Source organism: Sphingosinicella soli (assembly GCF_014199685.1).
GTDB classification, from domain to species: domain Bacteria; phylum Pseudomonadota; class Alphaproteobacteria; order Sphingomonadales; family Sphingomonadaceae; genus Sphingosinicella; species Sphingosinicella soli.
Genome location: NZ_JACHNZ010000036.1, coordinates 15,497 through 37,946, shown reverse-complemented (window position 1 = coordinate 37,946; position 22,450 = coordinate 15,497). Strand labels below are relative to the sequence as shown.

The following is a 22,450-nucleotide window of genomic DNA, read 5'->3' as shown; positions in this document are numbered from 1 at the left end:
GAGCGAAACTCGCGCTCAACATCAACCGATCGCCACGCCGCGGTGGGGTCCCTTTTGCACGCCGATCGGGGGTCCCTTTTGGACGCCGATTGACATGGTTGGCGAGCAAGTCGCGACGGTGCTGCAAGATATGAACACTTGGCACGCGATCAACCCTGAAAAAACGGTCGGGGAATATCTGAGGGAACGCCCGGCACGCGCGGCTGAAACGGCGATAGCGACGCTGGTGAATGCCGGGGCGATGGGGGCCATGCACATGGCCAGCCGGGGGTGCTAGCGATGTCGATGGCTAATCTCATCGTCCAGCCGGACGCCGCGTACCTGATGACGGATTCGGGGCTGTTCACGCCCGGCGGCACGATTCTGGCGCTGATGCCGAAGGTTCTTGCCGTTCGGTCGCAGTCGCTCGCTATTGCCACGACAGGGAGCCTGCAGGCGATTGTGCTGTCGTCTCTGGTCCGCTCGATCCCGGATTGGGAGGCGTGCGATCAGGAAGCATTCGTGCGCGCTCTGCCGGGCGTCGTGCGGGGCTTCTACGCCGATCAGGGGCTCGACCCCGATCAGCGACCGAGCGAGGTGTTTATCGCCCTGTATTCGCGTCGGCACGGGCGTCCTATGGGGCTGTCGTTCATGACGGGCTTCCCGACCCCGCTGCCAAATGTGCAACCGTGGACGCTTAGGCCCTGCCTGCAGGCGCTCAATCCCGACGTCGATCTACGGGCCGTCTATGGCCGTGAGGTGAGGTTGCGCAATCCGTCGTTCGTGCCGCTGCGCGATGCCCTGCCGCTTGTGGAGGCGCAGCGGGGCGTGCGCACGGGCTGGGGCATCATGCCCGACGGCGTGGGCGCTGTGGCCGGTGAAATCACGCTGACGACGGTTTCAGCGGCCGGAATCGAGTGCGCTGCCCTACATACCTATGGCGATATTGAGGGGGAGTTGGTTGCGGCTTAGGCAACTTGGATCATTAGGAGAAATCATGAACGCAACACCGATAGTTAAAGTGCTACTATTCGGTCTATCTATGTTCGCGCTTGGCTATCTGGTGGCGGCGCTTTTTCTGCGTCTCGTTTAATTTCACGCAACCAGGAGCAAAAGCTCAGAAGGGAAATGAAGTAAGCCACTGAGACATAAATGGCAGTTAATATATATCTGGTATATCTAATGTCTTGCTGTACTGCAGTTAGCGCTGGCCCGCTCAAAAGCGAACCGGCTGTTTCCATCCCGTCGATGTAAAAGTACAGCGCGATCACAGTGGGAGTTGCTAGCAACAGCAAGGTCCATAAAATCCAGCCGGCCATCGTTTTCTGGACTGACGGGTGATTTAGCGCGAGCGAACACATACCACCGGCAATCGCCAGCCCTAGCGCGACAACAATCGCAGTAATTTCCCCGCTCCCCATATGCGCATCATGCCGAAGCACCCCTGGCAAGTCTACATCGGCATATCCGACGCTATGCGGAATTGCTGGAAGTTCGGGAGTGCAGAATACTGGCGCAAAATGAACCAGTATTGCCAGAAACGAAGCGCGGGCCGGGCCAGCCCAAGGGGGTTGCCCAACGCATCGCCGACGAGACCGGCCTGAGCAAGAGCACGGTTCAACGCGCCCTCAATCCGAAACCTCCCGTCCCGATTAAATCCGTCATCGAACCTGAGAGTGAGGAAGAGGCAATCATCCGCGAGGCCAACGCGATTGTGGCTGCGTGGAACCGTGCCCGGCAGGCGGCACGTGAGCGGGCGCTATCTCAGATAAGCGACCATATCTTGTAACCTACGATAGACAGCATTCCCACTACCCAAAGTCCACGCGAAGTATATTGCTTCCAAATGGAGGCCGTATCTGGCTGGAAGAGCACCTCCGGTTCGCCTGTCATCTCGTTGAATAGTTTTTCAATTGCCGCCAATGTCTTCTCGTCATTGGCATTAACGTGAGAAAACTCAATTAAGGCGCGCAGTCGCTCCCGCTTCATCGCGTTTGCTGACCACCGCCCGGCACTAGCAATCAAATAATTCTGGTGACTCTCCAGTGCCCAGCCTGCTGCAGCGATGCCCAATGCGAAACTGCTGGCTGAAAACGCCAAAATCGTATCAGGGAGGTTGTCCAGCAAGCTGGATGCGCCAAGCACAGTAGCGAGCGAAGCACCGTTAAGCACGACCAACCCAAAGCGGATTCTCTGAGTGACCTGATCCCGTTGAGCGCGTTCATGAATTGCCATTTGCCAAGCATCATCTCGCATTCGGGCAGCGAGTGTCACATCAACGTCAGGCATACCGCACTCATTCATTGCGCGTGAAGGTCAAAATTATAGAGGGTGACCGAATCGCCACTTGCTAATCGCTGAACTACAGACCACCGGCTGAACCAGATTTCACGATCCTGTGGGCTGCATTCGCTGTCGTTAATTCTGATCTTAACCAAGCGGGCCTGCCCGTTTGGGCTTTTGGCATATATACCCAATTGATCTCCTTGGAGACTAAGGGTTCCCGCCTTGTTGGCGTTGGTGCTGCTTGCAGTGGTGGGGTCAACTAAAAATTCGATGTCCTCGGGAACGACTCCAAAGTAGCTCTCCGCGTTTTCCAGCCGCATTAATGAAAACGCGTCATCGCCTCCTAGTTGAACCGCGACATTGAGCTCCCCGCCCCGACCAATGACAAGGCTACCGTAACGCGAGTGGTCCGCTGCCATCAAAACTTGGCCGCGTGTGCAGTCTCCAAGATAAGCCACCTTCAGTTTTGAAATTGGTATCATGTGCCCCCCCGATTCCTGAGAGAGTATAGTTTCACAATAGAAACGAGATGAACAGGGCGCTACTCCCCCAGCCCCTTCTCCACCAAACGTCTGATCGCTTCCGGCCGAGTCGGTTTATCCGGCTGATCCTCGCGCCATGCATCGACCGCTGCAAGCGGTTCGGGCTGGAGGCGGACGCCGATCATTGTGCCCTTGCCGGTGGGCGCCGGTCCCCTGCGCTTCCGTGTTATCACAGTTTCTTGCTTTGCCATAGAAACCGTGTTATCACACTTGCGAGCCGAGAGGAAGTTGGCGCTTCCGCCCGGCTCTAACCGAAACCGCATGAAAGGATGCGATATGGCTGTTTCCAGCATAGGGCCGGCGTGCGCCCAGACCAATACCGTGATGCTGATCGATTTAAGCGACAGGCTACGCATGGTGCGTGATCTTCTTGAGGCGGTCTATATGATGGCCTCCGACGTTGGGGATGACGATCAGCGTTCGGCCTTCGTCCGCATGGCCGAGACGATCAAAGGCCATGTCCGCAGCGTCGAAACCGATCTTGACGCGATCCGGGCGGGGGGCGCGCAATGAGCGCTTCGTCCGATAGAAGAACGGTGCTCGCGGGGATCGCGCTTGCGCCGGTAGCGGCACTACCCGCAATGGCAGCCACCACAGCGCCCGATTCAGGAGAATGGGGAAGGCGATTGCTTGAGTATCGCAACGCCTGCAAAATTTCAGACGCCGCATGTGCAAAACGGGACGCTGCCGAGGATGCCTGGAGGGCGGCGAGCACTCCCTACCCCAACGTAATCGTCGATGGCGAGCCAATGACGGTCGATCAGTTCAAAAAGAAATGGGGCACACTCTTGCGGGCGCTCGAAGACGTGCCGGACAAAAGGAAAGATCGGCCGGGCATCGCCGAATTGCGGAAAGGGAAGGCCATGCACCTCCGCGTCGAGGTTGCGAATAAGAGGCTGTACCGAAAGATGGGAATCCCGGCTCTGTGCCGAGAAGAATACGCCGCAGATGAGAGGCGCGACGAAACATGGCTGTCGCTGTGCAGTTATCCAGCGACCGACATTCAGGAGCTGGCGCGAAAAGTCGATCTCATCGAGCAAGAGGGTTGCGATTCACAAGACTATGTCGACGACATTGTTGCCGACGTCCGCCGCATTGCCGAGACGCGCAACGCCTGACCCCACCACCCTCGCCATCAAGCGCCCCGGCTCGAAAGGTCGGGGCGTTTTTGTTAGATCAAATGTTAGATTAGCCGTCCCGCCGCCTCACCACATTTTGTCTAAGTCATTGATTTTATGGTGAGCCCTGCTGGATTCGAACCAGCGACCTACTGATTAAAAGTCAGTTGCTCTACCGACTGAGCTAAGGGCCCATCGCCTTTGGGGCGTGTGCGGGGTTGATCTATGGAGCGCGGGGGCTTCGGTCAACCGTTTCTGAGGCGGGCGCGCATTTGGCGCACGGTCAGGCCGAACACGGGGTGTTTCCAATCGGCCGCAACCGCGAGCATCGGGGCGAGCACGAACGCTCTTGTGTGCATGGCGCGGTGCGGCACCGCGATCCCTCGCGATTGTCGCCAGAGCAGCGGCGCGGGCCAAACCCCGTCGCCCCACGTGATGAGATCCAGGTCGAGCACGCGCGCGCCCCAGCGCCGCCCCCCGCGACGTCCGAAGCTGCGCTCCACGGCCTTCAGCGCCGCAACGATCTGCGGCGGCGCAAGGCGCGTCGACGACGTCATGACGGCGTTCGCATAATCACGCCCCCCCGGCCCCATCGCGCGCGTGGCCAGAATCGGCGAAACCGCCCCCGCCGCAAACCCGGCCTCGCCGAGCGCCTTCACCGCGGCGCGCACCACCTCTGCGGGTCGTCCGTGGCGCCCGTGCGGGCGGTTCGATCCGATGGCGATCACGATCGATGTCTCGGCCGATGTCTCGGCGGATGTTGCGGCGGTTGCTAAGCCCATGCGCGCCGCTTAAGCGGAAACGCATGCTGATGGAAAGCCCGCTTGCCGCAACCGAGCCCTCCCGCGATTGCCCCCGCTGTCCGCGCCTCGTCGCGTTCCGCCGCGAATGCCGCGCGGAATTCCCGGATTGGTGGAATGCGCCCGTCCCGGCTTTCGGCGATCCGGGCGCATGGCTCGGCATCATCGGCCTTGCCCCCGGCAAGCACGGCGCGAACCGCACCGGGCGCCCCTTCACGGGCGATTATGCGGGCGATCTTCTGTATGCGACGCTCGGCAAGTTCGGGCTTTCGAGCGGCACCTATGCCGCCGATCCGGGGGACGGCCTGCGCCTCAAAGGGGCGATCATCCTCAACGCGGTCAAATGCCTGCCGCCGGAGAACAAGCCGACCCCGCAGGAAATGAACACCTGCCGCCCGTTTCTGGAAACGCAGATCAGCGCCCTGCCCCGCCTGCGCGCCTTCATCACGCTCGGGCTCATCGCGCATCAGTCGACGCTGCGCAGTTTCGGGCTGAAACCCTCGCATCACAAGTTCGCGCACGGCGCGCGCCACGCGCTTCCCGGCGGGCAGGTGCTGTTCAACAGCTATCACTGCTCGCGCTACAACACGAACACCGGGCGCCTCACCGCGCCGATGTTCGAGGATGTGTTTCGCATGGCGATGGAAACGGCGGCGTAGGCCCATGCCCTTCTCGGTCGTCGATCTCGATCAGGGGAACGCGCGCTGGCTCACGTGGCGCAGCGGCGGCCTCGGCGCGTCGGATGCCCCCGCCGTGATGGGCGAAAACCCCTGGAAGAGCCGCAAACGGCTGCTGAAGGAAAAGATCGACGCGCTGGCGGGCGCGGTTTCGCAGTGGCGCGGCAATGCCGTGATGGCGCGCGGCAACGCGCTGGAGCCCGAAGCCCGGCGGCTCTATGCCGGCCACACGGGCCGCACCGTCGCCCCCGCCTGCCTGCAGAGCAATCGCTACGAATGGATGCGCGCCAGCGTCGACGGCATCTGCTTCGCCTCGGGCGCGGTCGTCGAGATCAAATGCGGCGACAAGGCCTACGCGTACAGCGCCGAAAAGCGCGCGGCGCCGCGATATTACTACGGCCAGCTCCAGCATATCCTCGCCGTCACCGGCTATGCCCGCATCGATTACTGGTGCTGGGTGCCGGGGCGCAGCCCGCAGCATATCGAAGTCGCGCGCGACGCGCCCTATATCGATCGGATGCTCGACGCCGAAGCCGCGTTCTGGGACGAGGTGCTGGCGGGGTAGCCCCGCCTCAGATATCCTGCGAAAGCCGCCCGTAAAGCTCGGGCCTGCGGTCGCGGAAGAAGCCGAACGCCGCGCGGTGCCGCTTCACGCGCTCCAGATCGATCTCCGCCGTCAGCACGCCCGTTTCCCCGGCGCCGAATTCCGCGACGAAATCGCCGCGCTCGTCGGTGATGAAGCTGTGCCCGTAGAAGCTCATCGCGTCTTCGGTGCCGACGCGGTTCGCCGCCACCACCGGCACGACGTTCGAAACCGCGTGGCCGATCATCGCCCGCCGCCACAGCCGCGATGTGTCCAGTTCCTCGGCCGCCGGTTCGTCGCCGATCGCGGTGGGGAAGAACAGCACGTCCGCCCCCATCAGCATCATCGCGCGCGCGGTTTCGGGATACCACTGGTCCCAGCAGATGCCGACGCCCACCGTCCCGTACTTCGTCGGCCACACCTTGAAGCCGGTGTTGCCGGGCCGGAAATAGAACTTCTCGGTATAGCCCGGTCCGTCCGGGATATGGCTCTTGCGGTAGGTGCCCATCACCTTGCCGTCGTCGTCGATCATCGCGAGCGTGTTGTAATAGTGCGGCCCGTCCGCCTCGAAGAAGCTGGTCGGGATATAGACCTTCAGTTCCGCCGCAAGCGCCTGCATCGCCAGCACCGATTTGTGCGCGCCGACAGGCTGCGCCGTCGCGAAGAAGCGCTCGTGCTGCACCTGGCAGAAATACGGCCCTTCGAAGAGTTCGGGCGGCAATATGATCTTCGCCCCCTTCCCCGCCGCCTCGCGCACAAGGTCGCTGACGCGCGCAATATTGGTATCGATATCGTCCCCCAGCGGAAGCTGGAGCGCGGCGACGTTCATGGTCATAGGGCCGGAACCTGCTGGGTGATGCAATGGAACGAGCCGCCGCCCGTCAGAATATTGTTCGCGGGAAGCCCCACCGCCTCGCGCCCCGGAAACAGCGCCTGAACGGCGGCCACCGCCGCGTCGTCGTTGGGCTGGCCGTAGATGGGCACGATCACCTTCTTGTTGGTGATCAGGAAGTTCATGTAGCTCGCGGGGATCGCCTCGCCGTCCACGTCCAGAAGGCCGGGCGACGGGATCGTCCGCACGTCGAGTCCCGCCGCTTCCAGCGTTTGCCGGGCCTCGGCGTAGACCTCCGCGTTCGGATCGTCCGCGCCCGCAGGCTCCGGCACCACGACGACACCTTCCGCGACGAACCGCGCGAGGTTGTCGACATGCCCGTCGGTGTGGTCGTTCAAAAGCCCGTCTCCCAGCCAGATCACCGTGTCGAGCCCAAGGTCGGCGGCAAGCCGCGCCTCGATGTCCGCCTGCGAAAGGCTCGGGTTGCGGTTGGGATTGAGCAGACACTGGCGCGTGGTGACGACGCGGCCCGTGCCGTCGGGCTCGATGGCCCCGCCTTCGATCACCCAGTCGTGCCGGGTGAGCGGCGATCCCTGCGTTTCGGCCACGAAATCGGCAACCGTATCGTCGCCTTCCAGCGCGTACTTGCCGCCCCAGCCGTTGAAGCGGAACGCCGCGGCGCTTCCGTCCGAAAGGAACAGCGGGCCGGTGTCGCGCAGCCAGATATCGCCGAACTTGCACCGATGAATCCGCACGGAAGGATGATCGGCGAGTGCAAGGCGGGCCGTCGCTTCCGCTTCGGCGCCGTCGACGAGAAGCTCCACGGGTTCGCCGCCGTCCGCAACGATCGCGGCCACCATCGCGGCGACCTCGGCCTGCGCGGGCTCAAGATTTTCCTCCCACAGCGAAGCGTCGGATGGCCACGCCGTCCAGATCGCGGCGTGCGGCGCCCATTCGGCGGGCTGGCGTTTCATTCGTCATTCTCCTGCGCGGAACCAGTATGACCGGCGGCCCCGCTGATGGAACCTGCCCCCGGCGCCGATGTTCCCTTGAAGCCCTGCGCCACAACGTACCATTCCGACGAATCCTTGCGGCTTGCGGGCGGCTTCGAGTGCTTCACAGTGCGGAAGTTTCGTTTCAGCTCCGCGACAAGCGCGTGGTCCGCGCCGCCGGCGAGCACCTTGGCGACGAACGTACCGCCGGGCGACAGAATCTCGCACGCGAAATGGATCGCGGCCTCCACCAGTCCCATCGTGCGCAGATGGTCGGTCTGCTTGTGGCCGATGGTGTTCGCGGCCATGTCCGAAAGCACCAGGTCGGGCGGGCCGCCGAGCGCGGCTTTCAGTGCGCCCGGGGCTTCGTCGGCAAGGAAATCCATTTGCAGGAAGGTCACGCCCGAAATCGGCGCCATCTCCAGAAGATCGATTCCCACGACGGCGGCCTTGGGGTGCTTTTCGCGCAGCACCTGGCACCACCCGCCGGGCGCGGCCCCCAGATCGATCACCCGGCGCACCCCGCGCAGGAAATGATATTTCTCGTCCAGCTCCAGCAGCTTGAAGGCCGCGCGCGAGCGGTATCCCTGGGCCTTCGCCGCCTTCACGTACGGGTCGTTGAGCTGCCGCTCGATCCAGCGCGTCGAGGCGGCTGAACGCCGCCGCGCCGTCTTGACCCTGATCTTCCCGCCGACTGAGCGGCCGCCTACACCCTCCACCATGCTAAAGCCTGTGACCGTCGCGGCGCATCAGCGTCCGCAATATGCCTTCGCGAATGCCGCGATCGGCGACGCAGACGTCAGCGGATGGAAACATGTCGAGGATCGCATCAAGGATCGCGCACCCGGCCACGATAAGGTCGGCACGTTCGTCGCCGATGCAGGCGAGCGCGGCCCGTTCGCCGTGGGCCATGCGCGACAGCGACACGCCGACGTCGCGAAGCGCCGCAGAAGGCACGCTGCACCCGTCCACCTTCCGCCTGTCGTAGTGCGCGAGGCCCATATGCAGGCTGGCGAGCGTCGTGATGGTTCCCGAGGTGCCGAGCAATTGCAGCTCTTCGGTGCGGCACGGCGGCTGCAGATGTTCGCGCGCGGCGACCAGATGCTCCGTGACCCGCGCGCGCATCCGGTCATAGGCGGCCGCGCGGTCGTCGATACTGTCGAAATGCGTCGGCTCGGTCTCGGTGAGTGAAACCACGCCCCACGGCACGCTCGCCCAGCTCAGGATCCGCTCGCGTCCGCCCGGCTCGATTTCCACCAGGATGATCTCGGTGCTGCCGCCGCCGATGTCGAAGACGAGCGCGTGTCCGCCGCGCCGGTCGAGCAGCGTCTGGCAGCCGAGCACCGCAAGCCGTGCCTCTTCCTCCGGCGAAATGACATCGAGCGCGATGCCGGTCTCGGCGAACACGCGGTCCACGAAGGCCTCGCCGTTGCTGGCGCGGCGACAGGCCTCGGTCGCGACGTTCCGGCTTACCCAGACGCTCCTGCGCCGCACCTTGTCGGCGCAGGCTTTCAGCGCGGCGACGGCGCGGTCCTGCGCGGCATCGGAAAGCCGCCCGGTTTCGAGCAGCCCCTCCCCCAGCCGCACGATGCGCGAAAAGGCATCCACGACGTAAAATCCGCCCCGCGCGGGCCGGGCGATCAAAAGGCGGCAATTGTTGGTGCCGAGGTCAAGCGCGGCATAGGCGCGCCGCTGCGGATGACCCGTTTCGCCCCGCGGCAACGGCGGGGGAGAGTCCGATACGCCCGGATCGGGCGCCTGGGTAACGTCGAAAGGCATGATGGTCGCCCTGAAATCAAGACGCCGGAGACCTCGAAAGGCACCCGCCGTACACTTGAAGACGAGGCTAACACCCTTTTATGAAAATTCGCAACCTCCACGCGCACGGCCGGCACCCATCAGACCGTTTGACATTGCGCGGCAGCCCCCATATTAGGCCCACCGCAACCGGGCAGCACCCGCCGCCCATTGGTGCCCTGTCGTCTAATGGTAAGACTACGGACTCTGACTCCGTCAATCGAGGTTCGAATCCTCGCGGGGCATCCATCAATTCCTGCAAAGGCCGTGACAACGGCGGCGGCCACGGGTCCGATCGGCAAGTATATGGCCGTTCCGAGCAAGAAACGATAGTATCGTTACTACCCGCCTTGCTACTGAATTAAAGTTGGTTCATCGTGATTGTGCGGTGTATTTTTGCGCCGACATGGGGGAATCATGAAAAGAATCGTATTTGCCGCCATCGGCGCGGCCATCTGTGCGTATCCGGCATCCGCGCAAGACACTGCACAGAATGCTGAACCGGTCGCTCTTGGGGCGCCCCAGAGTTCCGTTCTACGGGCCGGCACATCGGTCCCTTTGAAAACCCTCGTCGGCCTGACGACCGAGGGCAAAAAGCTCAAGGTCGGACACCGTTTCGAACTTGAAGTCGCGGAAGCGGTTTCGGTTGACGGTCAGGTGGTGATTCCGGTGGGCAGTCCGGCCGTGGGTGAAGTCACCAGCGTGCGCAACAAGGGCATGTGGGGCAAGTCCGGCCACATCGAAACCCGCATGCTCTACGTAAGGGCCAACGGGCGGCAGATACGCCTGTCCGGCTCCATCGACGACAAGGGCGTCACGGGTACGGCGGGTGTGGTCGCTGCGGCCGTGCTCATACCGGTGGTCGGCTTCTTCGTCACCGGCACGAGCGCGCAGATTCCGGTCGGATCGAACATCACGGGCTTCGTCCAGGAAGATGTGCCCGTCACATTTCCCGCGCCTGCACCCTTGGCAGTTGTCGTTCCGGCCCCTGCCGCACCGATGATTGCACCGGTTGCGACGGTAACGACGGTGGCAGCCGCTCCGGTGGCCGAGCCGGTCGCTGCGGCACCGCAGGAATAAAACGCACGGCAGGGGCGGACCCATCGCCGGTCCGCCCCTGCTCTCTACCCCGTCACCCGATCTGCCGCACATCCACGCGCTGCTCGATCAGCCGCGCTTCGCCGAAAACGGTGAGGAAGCTGATATCCGTGGCGTCGCGTCCCACGCATATCCTCACGATGCCCTCGCAGGGCGCGAGGTTTGTCGCGTCGACCAGATGCCAGCGCCCCTCAAGCCATACCTCCATCACGGCGTGGAAGTCCTGCGGCTCGAGTTGCCATGCGTAGGCGGCGACCATTCTGGCGGGTGTACCGGCAGCCCGCGTCATGGCGATCATCAGGTGGGCAAAGTCCCGGCACACGCCCTGACGGGCGATGAACGTATCGGCGGCCGTGGTCGCGCTGTTGCTGACCCCGGGGACATAATCCAGATGCTGCCGGATCCACGCCGCGATCGCCTCGATCTGATCGCCGCCGGAAAGGCCCCCGAACTCCCGATCCACCATCGATACGAACCTGTCGGCTTCGCAGTATCGGCTGGGAAAAAGATAGGGCACGACAAGCGCCGGCAATTCCCGCTTGTCGTCGGCGTTCAGCCCGGCAAGTGACGGCTTCGGGCGGTCGACGTCCACCTGGGCCTGGTAGCGCACGGTCACGCGCCCGGTCCCGTGGGTCCACGTGCGACGGCCCAGCCCCTCCTCCGCCACAACAGGTGTCAGTGCATCGACGCCCTGCACGATCATCTTGTCGGTGACGAGCGTCTGGTCCGGCATCTGGGCGACTTCGACAGCCAGCAGCAGGTCGGCGGGGGCAGTCAATTCGTAATCAAGCATCGTGTCTATGGAAAGACGCATGGGACTCCGTTCGAAGATGAATGTGCAGCACGCACATCAACCCCTATCAGACTCCCTCGTTCCAGTGCGAGGGCACGCGCATCAGAATGCTGCGGGCAGCCGCAGCTTCGCTTCCAGCCCGCCCAGGTCGTCGCTGCTGCCGAGCCTGATGCTGCCGCCGTAGATTTCAGCCACATCCTTGACGATGGCGAGGCCGAGCCCGGTGCCCGGCTTCTCGGTATCGAGCCGAGCGCCGCGCCCGAAGATGCGGCCGCGTTCCTTTTCCGCGATGCCGGGGCCGTCGTCTTCGACAACGATCTCGATGAAGCGCTCCGGTCCGCTTGTCCGCAATACGGTCACGAACACGCGCCCGGCGCCGTATTTGGCGGCATTCTCGATAAGGTTGCCCGCCATTTCCTCCAGATCCTGCCGTTCGCCCTGAAATATCGCGGTGCGGTCGCCGTCGAGGTCGATCGTCACATCGGGATAGATACGGCTGATCGCGCGGCGCAGGCCTTCGAGCGCGGGCCACACCTCGGCGCGCACGTTCACCGCAGAGCGGCGGCCGAGCGCGCGCGCGCGCGCAAGATGATGGTCGATGTGGCGCCGCATGATGGCAAGTTGACCGCGCACCGTCAGCGCAAGCGGGTTCGTCTGCCCCTCCGCCTCGTTCATCACGATGGCGAGCGGCGTCTTCAGCGCGTGCGCCAGGTTCCCGGCATGCATGCGCGCCGCCTCGGCCTGCGCTTCGGTGTGGTCGAGAAGCTCGTTCAGCTCGGCGACCATCGGCGAAACCTCCGATGGAAAGTCCGATGAAACCCGCTTCACCGTGCCGCTGCGAACGGCGGAAATCTGGTCGCTGATGCGGCGCAGCGGCCAGAGTCCGTACCCGGTCTGCAAGGCGGCCATGCCGATCAGCCCGATGCCGAGCACGCCGAGCGACCACAGCACGGTCGCGCGCACGCGGGCGAGCTGGCCGTCGAGTTCGGCGCGGTTCTGCGCCGCCTGCACGTGGAGGACGATCGGGCTTTCGGGCAGCACGATGTCGCGCTCCATCACCCGCAGGCGGTCGCCCTCGAAATCATTGCTGTCGTAAGCGACGGGCTCCTTGCTCGCGTCGAAGGTGCTCGGCGTCAGCGCGCGGTCCCACAGCGAGCGCGAGCGCAGCGGCTCCTGCCCCGCCATGCTGATCTGCCAGTAAAGGCCCGAATACGGCTCCTGGAAGCGCTGGTCGCCAAGCGACCGGTTCAGGCGTATCTCGCCTTCCGGGCCCAGTTCCACCGTCGCGATCAGCGCCGTGATGACACTGCGCAGCCGCTCGTCGAAACCGTCGGTGATGATGCGCCCGACCGTGCGTTCGAGCGCGTATCCGCCGATAAGCAGCAGCGTGATGATCCACAGCGCCGAAACCGCGAGCATGCGGCGGCTGAGCGAGCCGCGCAGGAACAACTGGCCGAAACGGGATTCGCGTGGCGCGGCACGGGTCATGTCAGGCGGCCGTTTCAGGCAGCGCGCGGGTCGTCCAGGCTGTACCCGAGGCCGCGGATGGTCTCGATGAGATCCGCGCCCAGTTTCTTGCGGATACGGGTGATGAACACCTCGATCGTGTTCGAATCGCGATCGAAGTCCTGGTCATAGATGTGCTCGATCAGCTCGGTCCGCGAAACCACCTTGCCCTTGTGGTGCATCAGATAGGCCAGCAGCTTGTACTCCTGCGCGGTCAGGCGCACCGGCGTACCGGCCAGCGTCACGCGGCCGGAGCGCGTATCAAGGCGCACATCGCCCGCTTCCAGCTCGGACGAGGCATTGCCCGTGGAGCGGCGAATGAGCGCGCGCAGCCGCGCGATCAATTCCTCCATCTGGAAGGGTTTGGCGAGATAATCGTCCGCACCCGCATCGAGCCCCGCCACCTTGTCGGACCAGCTGTCGCGCGCCGTCAGCACGAGCACCGGGCACGCGATGTCGGCCTTGCGCCATTTGTCGAGAACGGTGAGGCCGTCCATTTCGGGAAGCCCCAGATCGAGCACGACCGCGTCGTAGCTTTCCGACGAGCCGAGGAAATGCCCCTCTTCACCGTCGTTCGCGACATCGACGGCATAGCCCGCCCCTTCCAGCGTTTCGCGAAGCTGGCGTGCAAGCGTAGGTTCGTCTTCGACGATGAGCAGGCGCATGGTGGGGAACTTTCAGTTACCGTCTATGTCGATGATCTTACCGGTCTTGGCATCGACGTCCACCTCGACGATCGAGCCTTCGCGCAGATACCGCAGCCGGTAACGCTTCTGGTGCATATCGAATTTGCTGCCGACGAGTTCGCCCTGCACCCGGTTTCTGACGCGGTTCTTGATCTCGCCGAGCGAGCGAATCTCGCCGCTCTTCGCCGCCGCCCGCGCCGCGTCGTGATCCTTCATCTTGGGATCAAGCGCCTGCGCAGGCGCCGCAGTGGCTGCGGAGACGCAGAGGACGACCCAGACAAAGGCGATACGGAACTTCACACACGGACTCATTTTGTAAAAATGCCCGTGACGAATACCGCCCGCGCGGTGAATAGCCCATGAATGTTGCGCGCCTGCCCCAATCGCCCTAACTCCCCCGTTCCTCTCAGCCGGAAGTCTAACGCGTGTCTGCCCCTATTGTCTCGCTTGAATCCATCGGCCTTGTGCAAGGCACGGGCTGGCTGCTGCGCGGCCTCGACCTTTTTGTCGGCGAGCGCGACCGGCTGGCGCTCATCGGCCGCAACGGCGCGGGCAAAACCACGCTGTTCCGCCTGATCGCCGGGCTCACCGATTTCGACGAGGGCAAACGCAACGCCAGGCCCGGCACGCATGTGGTGCTTCTGGAGCAGGATCCCCAGGTCACCGGCTACGCCACGCTCCGCGATTTCGCCATGCGCGAGCCCGGCGCGCCGGCCGCGCACGAGGTGGACGCCATCGCCGATCAGATCGGGCTCGATCTCGATCGCCCGGCCGAAACCGCAAGCGGCGGCGAACGGCGCCGCGCCGCGCTCGCCCGCGCGCTTGCCGAAAACCCCGACCTTATCCTGCTCGACGAGCCGACCAACCACCTCGATCTCGCCGCCATCGAATGGCTCGAAGGCTGGCTCGGCCGCTACACCGGCGCCTTCGTCGCGATCAGCCACGACCGGACGTTCCTCACCCGCCTCACCCGCTCCTCGCTCTGGCTCGATCGCGGCGTGATCCGCCGTGCCGAGATCGGCTTCGGCGGCTTCGAGGCGTGGACCGAACAGATTTATGCCGAAGAGGCCCGCTCCGCCGAAAAGCTCGATTCGAAACTGCGCGACGAACTGCACTGGCTGCAACGCGGCGTCACCGCGCGCCGCCGCCGCAACCAGGGCCGCCTCGCCAAACTTCACGAGATGCGCGCGCAGCGGGCGAGCATGATCGGGCAGGCCGGCAAGGCGAAACTCGGCCTGCAAACCGACGATGCCAAGGCGAAGATCGTCATCGATGCCGAAAATGTGAGCAAAAGCTACGGCGGCCGCACGATCATCAAGGATCTGACGCTCCGCATCCAGCGCGGCGACCGCATCGGCATCGTGGGGCCAAACGGCGCGGGCAAGACGACGCTCCTCAAGCTCCTCACCGGCGAGATCACCCCCGATACCGGCACCGTGAAGCAGGCGAAAACGCTCGCGGGCATCACCATCGATCAGCAGCGCAAGCTCCTCGAACCCGGCAAGCGCGTCCGCGACATCCTTGCGGACGGCGGGGACTGGATCGACGTGCGCGGCGAGAAGAAGCACGTCATCGGCTATCTCAAGGAGTTCCTGTTCGATCCCGCCTACGCCGATGCGCCCGTCGATGCGCTCTCCGGCGGCGAGCGCTCGCGGCTTCTGCTCTCGCGCGAGTTCGCCCGCGCGTCCAACCTCCTCGTGCTCGACGAGCCGACCAACGACCTCGACCTCGAAACGCTCGACCTCCTGCAGGAGGTGATCGCCGACTACGAAGGCACCGTGCTCATCGTCAGCCACGACCGCGACTTCCTCGACCGCACCGTCACGATGGTGGTCGGCCTCGACGGCAGCGGCCGCGCAGACGTGGTCGCGGGCGGTTTTGCCGACTGGGAAAAGCAGCGCACGCAGCGAACCGCGAAACAGGCGCCCTCCGCTCCGGCCACGGAAGCCCCGCGCACGGTCCGCGCCAAGCTCAGCTACAAGGACCAGCGCGAGCTCGACATGCTCCCCGGCGAGATCGAGGCTCTGCACGCGGACATCCTCCGCCGGGAGGAAGCGCTCGCCAATCCGGAACTTTATCGGCGCGATCCCGACGGTTTCATGAAAATTTCCGACGCCCTCGACGCAGCGCGCGTCCGCCTCACGCAATGCGAGGAACGCTGGCTGGACCTCGCCGAACAGGCCGAGGCGCTTGGCTGACGTACATGCCGCGCGTGCGGAAAAGCCACACCCTTTTCCCTTATTGAGAATGATTATTGATATTGTTGACTCTGAAAATCATTCTCAATAACACGCCCCCATCATCAAACCTGTTGGGGGTACTCGAATGTCCGTTGAATCCGCCGCTCGCCTGTCTGTCGCGCGCCCTGCCTTCCTTGCTCTTTCCTGCGTAGGCTTTGCCGCCGGCGCGCTTCCGGCACAGGCGCAGGATCAGCAGAACCTCGGCGGCGTCACCGTCACGAGCACCGCCGTTGACGACGAGATCAAGGTCGAGAAGGCCGAGTCTCCCAAGTACGTCCGCCCCCTCCTCGATACGCCGCAGACGATCACCGTCATCGGCAACACCACGATCCGCCAGCAGAACCTGCTGACGCTGCGCGAGGCGCTGACGACGATTCCGGGCATCACCTTCGGCGCGGGTGAAGGCGGCGCCGGCTACGGCGACAGCATCAACCTGCGCGGCCAGAGCGCCAACACCGATCTCCAGATCGACGGCGTCCGCGACAGCGCGCAGTACAGCCGTTCGGACACGTTCAACCTCGAACAGATCGAAGTCGTGAACGGCGCCAACTCGGTCTACGGCGGCTCGGGTTCGATCTCGGGCTCGATCAATCTCGTCACCAAGCGCCCGAAGGCCGAAGACCTCAGCGTCGTTCAGGCGGGTATCGGCACGGACAATTATTACCGCGCCACGATCGACAGCAACCTGCGCCTGTCGGACCTCGTCGCCGTCCGCCTCAACGCGATGTACCACGAGAACGACGTTCCGGCCCGCGACTTCGACAGCTACGAGCGCTGGGGCATCGCGCCGTCCGTCACCATCGGCATCGACGGCCCGACCAGCCTGACATTGCTCTATGTCCACCAGAAGGACGACAACACGCCCGTTTACGGTGTGCCTTACGCGTCCTCGGTCGGCGGCCTGTTTCCCGGCGCCGATTACGGCGGGTACTACGGCTACAAGGACGTCGACTACCAGCAGCAGACCGTCGATCAGGCCACCGCGATCTTCTCTCACGAATTCAGCGACCGCGTCTCGATCCGCAATCTCGCGCGCTGGCAGCGCGTCGAGCAGAACCTCGTCGTCAATCCGCCGCAGGGCGCCTTCTGCCTCGACGGCGGCACGCTCTACACAGGCGCCCCCTGCGGCACCGGTCAGCTTCCCGGCACCTATTACCCCTCGGGCCCGCGCGGCACGGCGCGCTTCACCGAAAACCAGATGCTCTACAACCAGCTCGACCTGAAGGCGGTGGTGAACACGGGCGGCATCGAGCACACGCTGACGATCGGCGCGTCCTACGCGCAGGAAGATTATGATCTCTCGAACGGCAACGTGATGCGCAATCCGGGCGGCGCGACGCCGAACCCCGCGCTGCCCCCGATCGACATTTCGAACCCCGATCCCATCTACGGCGGCCCGATCAACTATATCCGGACCGGTTCCTCGCAGGGCGACACGCGCAACATCGCGCTCTACCTGTTCGATGCGATCAAGCTCTCCGATCAGTTCGAAATCAACGGCGGCATCCGCTGGGAAAACAACAAGGCGGACTTCCGCGCCGACACGATCGTCGGCGCGCCCGGGCCGACGTTCGGCGACATCACGCGCGGCGCCGTGCAGCGTTCGGAAGACGATCTGTTCAGCTACCGCGTCGGCCTTGTCTACAAGCCGGTGCCCAACGCCAGCCTCTACGCGGCCTACGGCAACAGCCGCACGCCCACCTCGTCCAGCGTTCGCGGCGGCTGCGGTCTCGCCACGGCGCAGAACCTGAACGTCGATCCCTGCACCGTCGCGCCGCAGGAAGCGGTGAACTACGAGATCGGCGGCAAGGTCGATCTTGTCGGCGGCAGGCTCCAGCTCACCGCCGCGCTGTTCCGCAACGCGCGCACCAACTACCCGGTGGCGAGCAACGACCCGACGCTCGGCACGCTTCAGGTGCTCGACGGCCGGAGCCGCGTCGACGGCATCGCGCTCGGCGCTTCGGGCAACATCACCGATGCGTGGGCGATCTTCGCGAACTACACCTACCTCGACAGCAAGGTGAAGCAGAGCGTTTCGAACTACTGTCTCGCCAACCCCGGCGCGACGTTCACGCCTACCGGCGGTACGGCGATCACCTGCCCGCTCACCGATGCGCAGGCCGGCAATCCGCTCACCAACACGCCGAAGCATTCGGGCAGCCTGTTCACCACCTACACGCTCCCCTTCGGCCTGCAGGTCGGCTACGGCTTCACCTATCAGGGCAGCTTCGTGCTTTCGAACACGGTGACGCCGTTCGCGAAGTCGAAGGACTGGATGACGCACCGCGCGTTCGTCTCCTATCCGTTCGGCAACGGCCTCACCGTGCAGCTCAACGTGCAGAACTTCACGGACGAGAAATACTACACCGGCATCCGCAACAACGGCTGGGCGACGCCCGGCGAAGGGCGATCGGCCGTGCTCAGCCTGTTCTACAGCTTCTGAGCACTGCATGCGGGCAAGGGCGGTTCAGGGGGATCGCTCTTGCCCACCCAGCACCATATCTCCCCCCTCCTCTTCAGGGGAGGGGCCGGGGGTGGGGCCTATCCCCAAGCTCGGCGCCGGGCGGAGATGCCCCACCCCAACCCCTCCCCTGAAGAGGAGGGGCTTTCGTTTCAGGGTGCCACAATTTTGAAGATCGGTTCCAGCCTATGATGATCGCGATTCCCGTGCTCGATGCAGAGGCGCTCGCCCGCGTCCGCGCGATCATCGATGCCGCCCCGTGGGTCGACGGCAACGTCACCTCCGGCTACCAGTCCGCGCTCGCCAAGCGCAACATGCAGCTTCCCGAGGAAAGCCCCGCCACGCGCGAGGCGGGCGCGATCATCCTCGATGCGCTCGGCAAGGCGCCTTTGTTCATCGCCGCCGCGCTGCCCCTCAAGGTCTATCCGCCGCTGTTCAACAGCTACGAGGGCGGGCAGACCTTCGGCGTCCACATCGACAACGCCGTCCGTATCCAGCGCGGCACCGAATTCCGCATCCGCAGCGACCTCTCCGCCACCCTGTTCCTCGAAGACCCCGACGCCTACGACGGCGGCGAACTCACGGTCGAGGATCAGTTCGGCGTCCAGCAGGTCAAGCTGCCCGCCGGCCACATGATCCTCTACCCCGCCTCCAGCCTGCACCGTGTCGAGCCCGTCACGCGCGGAAAGCGCACCGCGTGCTTCTTCTGGATCCAGTCGATGGTCCGCGACGGCGAGGCGCGGCGTTCGCTGTTCGAGCTCGACACCGCCATCCAGACCATCGCGCAGGATCGCGGCCACGATGACGCCGCGATCATTCAGCTCACCGGCGTCTATCACAATCTCCTCCGCCGCTGGGCAACGACCTGAACGCCCTTCACGATCAATAATGCGATTGATTTGCATTACCTGAAGCGTTACAGGACGGGCGCGGCTTCAGACCATGGAAACGGGGCGTTTGAATGCATACGGTTCATGCGCGCAGCGCAGACGATGGCCCGGAGGATGCGCTGTTGAGCGAGCGTCTCGCGACCGCACACTCCCTGCTGAAACCCGCCATGCACCTGCCGAATGCGGAACGCGCGGACGGCTACACGCCGATGCGCGCGGATTGGCGCGCGCTTCTCGCCGTCGCCGTCCTTCACGTCGCACTCGGCGTGTTTCTGGTTCAGTCTCAGGTCGTTCCGCCCCGCACCGTGCAATCGGCGATGAAACTGCTCGATCTCTCCGCGCCGCCGCCGGCACCCGAAGCGCCGCCGCCGCAGATTGCCGAACCCGAAATCTATGTGCCGCCGCCTGCGGTCGAAATCGCGCGCCCGGCGCCGCCCATCCTCGCGACCGCCGATCTGCCGCAGATGGTGCTGCCACCCGCGCCTGCGGCGATCAAGGCCCCCGCCGCACCGCGCGCACCCGCGCCGCCCACACTCGTTTCCGACGATCTCGGCGCCACCATGATCTCCGCCAAGCCGCCCTCCTACCCGCTTGAATCGCGCCGCAAGCACGAACAGGGCACCGTCGTCCTGATGCTGACGCTGGGCACGGACGGCTGCGTTGCGGACATCCGCCTGGCCCGAAGCAGCGGCTTCGAACGCCTTGATCGCGCCGCGCTCGGCGCCGTCCGCCACTGGCGCTGGTCGCCGACCGTCCGCGAAGGCGTCGCGGTCGCGGTACAGGGAACGGTGGAGATTCCCTTCGTGCTACAGGGATAGTCAGTCGAGCATCGCCGTGAACGCGAGACTCATGGCCTCTGTCCACGCATCGCCGTCAAGCGACACGACGTGCGCGGCAAGGCCCAGGCTGTTGGCGAAGCGCAGCCCTTCGTCCGCGCCCAGCACGGTTATCGCCGTGGCATAGGCATCGGCAGTCATGCACTCGGGATGCAGGACCGTGACCGATGCCACACCGTTCGCGAGCGGACAGCCGGTGCGCGGGTCGATCGTGTGGATGAAGCGCTTGCCGTCCGCCTTGAACCAGCGCCGGTAATCTCCCGTGGTCGCCACGGCCAGCCCGTGGAGCGCGAGGCGCAGCGGCGGAAACGCCGCGCCGGGGGGCATTTCGATATCCACCCACCATGGCTGTCCATCGGGTTTCACACCCGCGCCGACGAGTTCGCCGCCCACCTCGACAAGAAAGTGCCGGACCCCCCTGAGCGCGCAGCCACGCTGCCGCGCGGTCGGCGCCGAAGCCCTTGGCGATCCCGGAAAAATCGAGCGCGAGCGGCGTGTTCCGCCGCGCGCGCTGCAACAGCGTGTCGCATTGCGCGTGCCGCCACCCCGCCGCGCGCAGCATGGCGTCCACCGTTTCGGGATCAGGCGGGCTTACGCGCGGTCCGGGCGGCCCGAACCCCCACGCATCGACCAGGGCACCGATCGTGGGATCATAAGCGCCGCCGCTTTCCGCCGCGATGCGCAGCGCGGCGGAAAGCACGATCAGGAAATCCGGCGGCGGCGATTGCCATGCACCGATCGCGCCGTGGTTGAAGCGGCTGATGTCGGACGCCGCCTCCCACGTGCTCATTTCCGCGACGACGGCGTCGAATGCGGCCTGCACGCCCGCGCTGATGTGGGATGTGCGCGCCGACACCGGCACGACAAGACGCACCGACCAGCGCGTCCCCATCGTCTCGCCGGAAAGCGCGGCAACGTGCCCCGAAGGCTCCCTCAGCGCGAAGGACGCGGCGGAGAGCGCCTTGGGGACGAGGACGCGGGCGCTCAGGGCGCCAGCACCTCGAGCGTCGAGACATAGCCGAGGCGGCGCTGCTCGGCGCCCTTCACACTGACGTTCTTGTCGCTGGCCTCCGCGCTCATCCAGTACAGGCCGGGGTTCGGCCACGTGATCGTCACCTTGCCCTCGGCATCGGTCTTCATGTCCATCTGGCCGAGCTGGTCGCGGTAGCGGATGCCGCCCGGCACCACCTCGATCTCGATCCCGGCGGCGGGCTTGCCGTCGATCACGAACTGGAACGTCGCCGCCTCGCCCGAAACCAGATCGTTGGGATGCGTAACCGGAACCAGCTCAAGCCCCTTGCCGCTCGGTTTCAGCACCGTATCGGTCGGCGCGCCGAGCGTCACGAACACCTCGTTGCGGCTCAGGCTCTCCGAAAGCTTCACGTCCGTTGCCCCGGCGGGGATCAGCTTTTCGATGTCAGCCGCCGACACGCCGCGCGGCAGACGTTTCTCCGTGCCGTTCTCCTTGTAGCTGCCGAAGATGCCGCCGCCGGCGTTCACGATCTTGTACGTCCCCTGCTGTTTCAGCTCCACGTCGAAGGTGCTGCGATAGCGGCCCGTCGCCGGGTTCTGCAGGGCGACCTCGCTGCCGTCCGGCGCCCACGTCTTCACGTTGCCGAGGCGCAGCGGCTGGTGCTCGAAATAGAACAGGTCGTTTGAAACGGCGGCATCCACCGTCACCCAGCCCGATTGGCCGGAGAGCACGGTCGACGACGGCAGCATCCACTGGCGGTGTGCCTGTGCGGCGGTGGCGCCAAGCAGCGCGGCGGAGATGGCAATGGCGTGCAGGAGTCCGGTTTTCATCACGATTGTCCTTTTCAGCGTTTGAAGGCGGCGTTCACGGCGCCAAGCTCGGTGGTGCCGGTCGCCGCGGCGGTCTGGCCCGGCTTCGGCGGCCAGACGAACGGCAGTTTCAGCACTTCGCGTCCGCCCACCTCGCGTGCGGATTCGATGAGCAGCGTGTAGTTTCCCGGTGTCATCGCGCCGAGCGCGGCGGCGCCGACGCTCACCTTGTGCGTACCCGGCGCCTTGGTCGCGCCGGTGATGCCGTCCGCCGGAAAGCTGAGGCCCCGCCCCGATGCGCGCCACCACTGGCGCACGTCGCGAAGCCACTTGGTGCCCTCGTTTGCCTTCATGTCGTGGTCGTACCAGATGGCGAGCGTTTTCGCCGGAACCCCCGCCTTTTCCAGCCAGATCGCCACATACGGCCGGTGATATTCCGCTACGTTCAGGCGCGGGATGGTGACGGTAAGGTCGATGCTCTGCGCGGCAGCGGGTGCGGCGAGCCCGGCAAACGCCGCGCCGGTCATCACGATACGCGTGGAAAGCTGCATT

At 64.7% G+C, this 22,450-nt stretch carries 27 protein-coding genes, 2 tRNA genes and 1 pseudogene; 13 read left to right on the top strand and 17 right to left on the bottom strand.

Going from position 1 to position 22,450, the window contains the following annotated elements:
• Together GGQ98_RS18180 and GGQ98_RS14100 are read left to right on the top strand one after the other, a co-directional pair.
• A partial coding sequence (locus GGQ98_RS18180; protein ID WP_207791420.1) for a hypothetical protein occupies positions 1 to 277 on the top strand: 277 nt, incomplete at its 5' end.
• Between the two features lie 8 nt (positions 278 to 285).
• The gene (locus GGQ98_RS14100) at positions 286 to 951 is read left to right on the top strand and encodes a hypothetical protein (RefSeq protein WP_184070608.1); all 666 of its coding nucleotides are present in this window, start codon (positions 286 to 288) and stop codon (positions 949 to 951) included.
• A gap of 68 nt (positions 952 to 1,019) precedes the next feature.
• Here the strand turns inward: GGQ98_RS14100 and GGQ98_RS14095 are convergent, their stop codons facing one another.
• The gene (locus GGQ98_RS14095) at positions 1,020 to 1,400 is read right to left on the bottom strand and encodes a hypothetical protein (RefSeq protein ID WP_184070606.1); all 381 of its coding nucleotides are present in this window, start codon (positions 1,398 to 1,400) and stop codon (positions 1,020 to 1,022) included.
• A gap of 62 nt (positions 1,401 to 1,462) precedes the next feature.
• Here GGQ98_RS14095 and GGQ98_RS14090 point away from each other — a divergent pair, with 62 nt between their 5' ends.
• Positions 1,463 to 1,768, top strand: a complete 306-nt coding sequence (locus GGQ98_RS14090; protein WP_184070604.1) for a helix-turn-helix domain-containing protein — start codon at positions 1,463 to 1,465, stop codon at positions 1,766 to 1,768.
• Here the strand turns inward: GGQ98_RS14090 and GGQ98_RS14085 are convergent.
• Both GGQ98_RS14085 and GGQ98_RS14080 read right to left on the bottom strand, forming a co-directional pair.
• The gene (locus GGQ98_RS14085) at positions 1,744 to 2,268 is read right to left on the bottom strand and encodes a hypothetical protein (RefSeq protein WP_184070602.1); all 525 of its coding nucleotides are present in this window, start codon (positions 2,266 to 2,268) and stop codon (positions 1,744 to 1,746) included. The two genes, GGQ98_RS14090 and GGQ98_RS14085, sit on opposite strands and share 25 nt — an antisense overlap.
• 11 nt (positions 2,269 to 2,279) lie before the next feature.
• On the bottom strand, positions 2,280 to 2,747 hold the full coding sequence (locus GGQ98_RS14080) for a hypothetical protein (protein WP_184070600.1): 468 nt from the start codon (positions 2,745 to 2,747) through the stop codon (positions 2,280 to 2,282).
• Positions 2,748 to 3,083: 336 nt separating this feature from the next.
• Between GGQ98_RS14080 and GGQ98_RS14075 the strand changes: the two genes are divergently transcribed.
• Both GGQ98_RS14075 and GGQ98_RS14070 read left to right on the top strand, forming a co-directional pair.
• Positions 3,084 to 3,320 carry a hypothetical protein gene (locus GGQ98_RS14075; protein ID WP_184070598.1) on the top strand — a complete coding sequence of 79 codons (237 nt, stop codon included), beginning with the start codon at positions 3,084 to 3,086 and terminating at the stop codon, positions 3,318 to 3,320.
• Complete coding sequence (locus GGQ98_RS14070) at positions 3,317 to 3,925, top strand: hypothetical protein (protein WP_184070596.1); 609 nt, start codon at positions 3,317 to 3,319, stop codon at positions 3,923 to 3,925. The genes GGQ98_RS14075 and GGQ98_RS14070 overlap by 4 nt, the downstream gene beginning before the upstream one ends.
• A 118-nt stretch (positions 3,926 to 4,043) precedes the next feature.
• Here GGQ98_RS14070 and GGQ98_RS14065 read toward each other — a convergent pair.
• Positions 4,044 to 4,119, bottom strand: a tRNA-Lys gene (locus GGQ98_RS14065).
• Between the two features lie 51 nt (positions 4,120 to 4,170).
• A complete protein-coding gene (gene folK, locus GGQ98_RS14060) occupies positions 4,171 to 4,707 on the bottom strand; it encodes a 2-amino-4-hydroxy-6-hydroxymethyldihydropteridine diphosphokinase (protein WP_184070594.1) in 537 nt (178 codons plus the stop codon).
• Between the two features lie 23 nt (positions 4,708 to 4,730).
• On the opposite strand from folK, the gene GGQ98_RS14055 reads away from it, so the two are divergent.
• Both GGQ98_RS14055 and GGQ98_RS14050 read left to right on the top strand, forming a co-directional pair.
• Complete coding sequence (locus GGQ98_RS14055; protein ID WP_184070592.1) at positions 4,731 to 5,384, top strand: uracil-DNA glycosylase; 654 nt, start codon at positions 4,731 to 4,733, stop codon at positions 5,382 to 5,384.
• Positions 5,385 to 5,388: 4 nt separating this feature from the next.
• Positions 5,389 to 5,967, top strand: coding sequence for a lambda-exonuclease family protein (locus tag GGQ98_RS14050; RefSeq protein ID WP_184070591.1), 579 nt, complete (start codon positions 5,389 to 5,391; stop codon positions 5,965 to 5,967).
• 7 nt (positions 5,968 to 5,974) lie between these two features.
• On the opposite strand, the gene aguB is transcribed toward GGQ98_RS14050, so the two are convergent.
• Genes aguB through GGQ98_RS14030 form a run of 4 tightly spaced genes read right to left on the bottom strand, consistent with a single transcriptional unit; the run spans position 5,975 to position 9,588 of the window.
• Complete coding sequence (aguB, locus tag GGQ98_RS14045) at positions 5,975 to 6,820, bottom strand: N-carbamoylputrescine amidase (protein WP_184070589.1); 846 nt, start codon at positions 6,818 to 6,820, stop codon at positions 5,975 to 5,977.
• On the bottom strand, positions 6,817 to 7,791 hold the full coding sequence (locus tag GGQ98_RS14040; RefSeq protein WP_184070587.1) for an agmatine deiminase family protein: 975 nt from the start codon (positions 7,789 to 7,791) through the stop codon (positions 6,817 to 6,819). The genes aguB and GGQ98_RS14040 overlap by 4 nt, the downstream gene beginning before the upstream one ends.
• Complete coding sequence (locus GGQ98_RS14035) at positions 7,788 to 8,531, bottom strand: RlmE family RNA methyltransferase (protein WP_184070586.1); 744 nt, start codon at positions 8,529 to 8,531, stop codon at positions 7,788 to 7,790. Before GGQ98_RS14035 ends, GGQ98_RS14040 begins: the two co-directional genes overlap by 4 nt.
• Position 8,532: 1 nt before the next feature.
• Positions 8,533 to 9,588, bottom strand: coding sequence for a Ppx/GppA phosphatase family protein (locus tag GGQ98_RS14030; protein ID WP_184070584.1), 1,056 nt, complete (start codon positions 9,586 to 9,588; stop codon positions 8,533 to 8,535).
• A 193-nt stretch (positions 9,589 to 9,781) separates the two neighbouring features.
• Here GGQ98_RS14030 and GGQ98_RS14025 point away from each other — a divergent pair.
• Both GGQ98_RS14025 and GGQ98_RS14020 read left to right on the top strand, forming a co-directional pair.
• A tRNA-Gln gene (locus tag GGQ98_RS14025) sits at positions 9,782 to 9,855 on the top strand.
• A 309-nt stretch (positions 9,856 to 10,164) separates the two neighbouring features.
• Positions 10,165 to 10,686, top strand: a complete 522-nt coding sequence (locus tag GGQ98_RS14020) for a hypothetical protein (protein ID WP_184070582.1) — start codon at positions 10,165 to 10,167, stop codon at positions 10,684 to 10,686.
• 52 nt (positions 10,687 to 10,738) lie between these two features.
• On the opposite strand, the gene GGQ98_RS14015 is transcribed toward GGQ98_RS14020, so the two are convergent.
• The 4 genes from GGQ98_RS14015 to GGQ98_RS14000 all read right to left on the bottom strand — a co-directional run bounded on the left by GGQ98_RS14015 (position 10,739) and on the right by GGQ98_RS14000 (position 13,989).
• A complete protein-coding gene (locus GGQ98_RS14015; protein WP_184070580.1) occupies positions 10,739 to 11,518 on the bottom strand; it encodes a transglutaminase-like domain-containing protein in 780 nt (259 codons plus the stop codon).
• A gap of 81 nt (positions 11,519 to 11,599) precedes the next feature.
• On the bottom strand, positions 11,600 to 12,985 hold the full coding sequence (locus GGQ98_RS14010; protein WP_243451896.1) for a sensor histidine kinase: 1,386 nt from the start codon (positions 12,983 to 12,985) through the stop codon (positions 11,600 to 11,602).
• 14 nt (positions 12,986 to 12,999) lie between these two features.
• A complete protein-coding gene (locus GGQ98_RS14005) occupies positions 13,000 to 13,668 on the bottom strand; it encodes a response regulator transcription factor (protein ID WP_184070578.1) in 669 nt (222 codons plus the stop codon).
• A gap of 12 nt (positions 13,669 to 13,680) precedes the next feature.
• Positions 13,681 to 13,989 (bottom strand): PepSY domain-containing protein, encoded by a 309-nt coding sequence (locus tag GGQ98_RS14000; protein WP_184070576.1) that lies wholly within the window; start codon positions 13,987 to 13,989, stop codon positions 13,681 to 13,683.
• A 125-nt stretch (positions 13,990 to 14,114) separates the two neighbouring features.
• On the opposite strand from GGQ98_RS14000, the gene GGQ98_RS13995 reads away from it, so the two are divergent.
• The 4 genes from GGQ98_RS13995 (at position 14,115) to GGQ98_RS13980 (ending at position 20,098) form a co-directional block, all read left to right on the top strand.
• On the top strand, positions 14,115 to 15,887 hold the full coding sequence (locus tag GGQ98_RS13995; protein ID WP_184070574.1) for an ATP-binding cassette domain-containing protein: 1,773 nt from the start codon (positions 14,115 to 14,117) through the stop codon (positions 15,885 to 15,887).
• A 127-nt stretch (positions 15,888 to 16,014) separates the two neighbouring features.
• Positions 16,015 to 18,372: a TonB-dependent receptor gene (locus GGQ98_RS13990; RefSeq protein ID WP_184070572.1), complete on the top strand. Its 2,358-nt coding sequence runs from the start codon at positions 16,015 to 16,017 to the stop codon at positions 18,370 to 18,372.
• Between the two features lie 206 nt (positions 18,373 to 18,578).
• On the top strand, positions 18,579 to 19,259 hold the full coding sequence (locus GGQ98_RS13985; RefSeq protein ID WP_184070570.1) for a Fe2+-dependent dioxygenase: 681 nt from the start codon (positions 18,579 to 18,581) through the stop codon (positions 19,257 to 19,259).
• A gap of 92 nt (positions 19,260 to 19,351) precedes the next feature.
• The gene (locus GGQ98_RS13980; protein ID WP_184070568.1) at positions 19,352 to 20,098 is read left to right on the top strand and encodes an energy transducer TonB; all 747 of its coding nucleotides are present in this window, start codon (positions 19,352 to 19,354) and stop codon (positions 20,096 to 20,098) included.
• Here GGQ98_RS13980 and GGQ98_RS18870 read toward each other — a convergent pair whose 3' ends face one another.
• The 4 genes and pseudogenes from GGQ98_RS18870 to GGQ98_RS13965 all read right to left on the bottom strand — a co-directional run bounded on the left by GGQ98_RS18870 (position 20,099) and on the right by GGQ98_RS13965 (position 22,449).
• Positions 20,099 to 20,482 carry an FAD:protein FMN transferase gene (locus tag GGQ98_RS18870; protein ID WP_341534219.1) on the bottom strand — a complete coding sequence of 128 codons (384 nt, stop codon included), beginning with the start codon at positions 20,480 to 20,482 and terminating at the stop codon, positions 20,099 to 20,101.
• A 115-nt stretch (positions 20,483 to 20,597) separates the two neighbouring features.
• Positions 20,598 to 21,008: pseudogene (locus GGQ98_RS18685) on the bottom strand (FAD:protein FMN transferase); the annotation flags it as partial.
• A 92-nt stretch (positions 21,009 to 21,100) separates the two neighbouring features.
• Positions 21,101 to 21,919, bottom strand: coding sequence for a DUF4198 domain-containing protein (locus tag GGQ98_RS13970; RefSeq protein ID WP_184070566.1), 819 nt, complete (start codon positions 21,917 to 21,919; stop codon positions 21,101 to 21,103).
• A gap of 14 nt (positions 21,920 to 21,933) precedes the next feature.
• Positions 21,934 to 22,449: a DUF2271 domain-containing protein gene (locus GGQ98_RS13965; RefSeq protein ID WP_184070564.1), complete on the bottom strand. Its 516-nt coding sequence runs from the start codon at positions 22,447 to 22,449 to the stop codon at positions 21,934 to 21,936.
• Between the last annotated feature and the right edge of the window lies 1 nt (position 22,450).

What these genes read in the sequence shown, in the direction of transcription:
- GGQ98_RS14080 (WP_184070600.1), bottom strand. Translation starts at nt 2,747, where the DNA reads ATGATACCAATTTCAAAACTGAAGGTGGCTTATCTTGGAGACTGCACA.
- GGQ98_RS14005 (WP_184070578.1), bottom strand. Translation starts at nt 13,668, where the DNA reads ATGCGCCTGCTCATCGTCGAAGACGAACCTACGCTTGCACGCCAGCTT.
- GGQ98_RS14085 (WP_184070602.1), bottom strand. Translation starts at nt 2,268, where the DNA reads ATGCCTGACGTTGATGTGACACTCGCTGCCCGAATGCGAGATGATGCT.
- GGQ98_RS13985 (WP_184070570.1), top strand. Translation starts at nt 18,579, where the DNA reads ATGATGATCGCGATTCCCGTGCTCGATGCAGAGGCGCTCGCCCGCGTC.
- folK (WP_184070594.1), bottom strand. Translation starts at nt 4,707, where the DNA reads ATGGGCTTAGCAACCGCCGCAACATCCGCCGAGACATCGGCCGAGACA.
- GGQ98_RS13970 (WP_184070566.1), bottom strand. Translation starts at nt 21,919, where the DNA reads ATGAAAACCGGACTCCTGCACGCCATTGCCATCTCCGCCGCGCTGCTT.
- GGQ98_RS14070 (WP_184070596.1), top strand. Translation starts at nt 3,317, where the DNA reads ATGAGCGCTTCGTCCGATAGAAGAACGGTGCTCGCGGGGATCGCGCTT.
- GGQ98_RS14050 (WP_184070591.1), top strand. Translation starts at nt 5,389, where the DNA reads ATGCCCTTCTCGGTCGTCGATCTCGATCAGGGGAACGCGCGCTGGCTC.
- GGQ98_RS14035 (WP_184070586.1), bottom strand. Translation starts at nt 8,531, where the DNA reads ATGGTGGAGGGTGTAGGCGGCCGCTCAGTCGGCGGGAAGATCAGGGTC.
- GGQ98_RS14100 (WP_184070608.1), top strand. Translation starts at nt 286, where the DNA reads ATGGCTAATCTCATCGTCCAGCCGGACGCCGCGTACCTGATGACGGAT.
- aguB (WP_184070589.1), bottom strand. Translation starts at nt 6,820, where the DNA reads ATGACCATGAACGTCGCCGCGCTCCAGCTTCCGCTGGGGGACGATATC.
- GGQ98_RS13980 (WP_184070568.1), top strand. Translation starts at nt 19,352, where the DNA reads ATGCATACGGTTCATGCGCGCAGCGCAGACGATGGCCCGGAGGATGCG.
- GGQ98_RS14055 (WP_184070592.1), top strand. Translation starts at nt 4,731, where the DNA reads ATGCTGATGGAAAGCCCGCTTGCCGCAACCGAGCCCTCCCGCGATTGC.
- GGQ98_RS14010 (WP_243451896.1), bottom strand. Translation starts at nt 12,985, where the DNA reads ATGACCCGTGCCGCGCCACGCGAATCCCGTTTCGGCCAGTTGTTCCTG.
- GGQ98_RS14030 (WP_184070584.1), bottom strand. Translation starts at nt 9,588, where the DNA reads ATGCCTTTCGACGTTACCCAGGCGCCCGATCCGGGCGTATCGGACTCT.
- GGQ98_RS14040 (WP_184070587.1), bottom strand. Translation starts at nt 7,791, where the DNA reads ATGAAACGCCAGCCCGCCGAATGGGCGCCGCACGCCGCGATCTGGACG.
- GGQ98_RS13965 (WP_184070564.1), bottom strand. Translation starts at nt 22,449, where the DNA reads ATGCAGCTTTCCACGCGTATCGTGATGACCGGCGCGGCGTTTGCCGGG.
- GGQ98_RS14095 (WP_184070606.1), bottom strand. Translation starts at nt 1,400, where the DNA reads ATGGGGAGCGGGGAAATTACTGCGATTGTTGTCGCGCTAGGGCTGGCG.
- GGQ98_RS14075 (WP_184070598.1), top strand. Translation starts at nt 3,084, where the DNA reads ATGGCTGTTTCCAGCATAGGGCCGGCGTGCGCCCAGACCAATACCGTG.
- GGQ98_RS13990 (WP_184070572.1), top strand. Translation starts at nt 16,015, where the DNA reads ATGTCCGTTGAATCCGCCGCTCGCCTGTCTGTCGCGCGCCCTGCCTTC.
- GGQ98_RS14015 (WP_184070580.1), bottom strand. Translation starts at nt 11,518, where the DNA reads ATGCGTCTTTCCATAGACACGATGCTTGATTACGAATTGACTGCCCCC.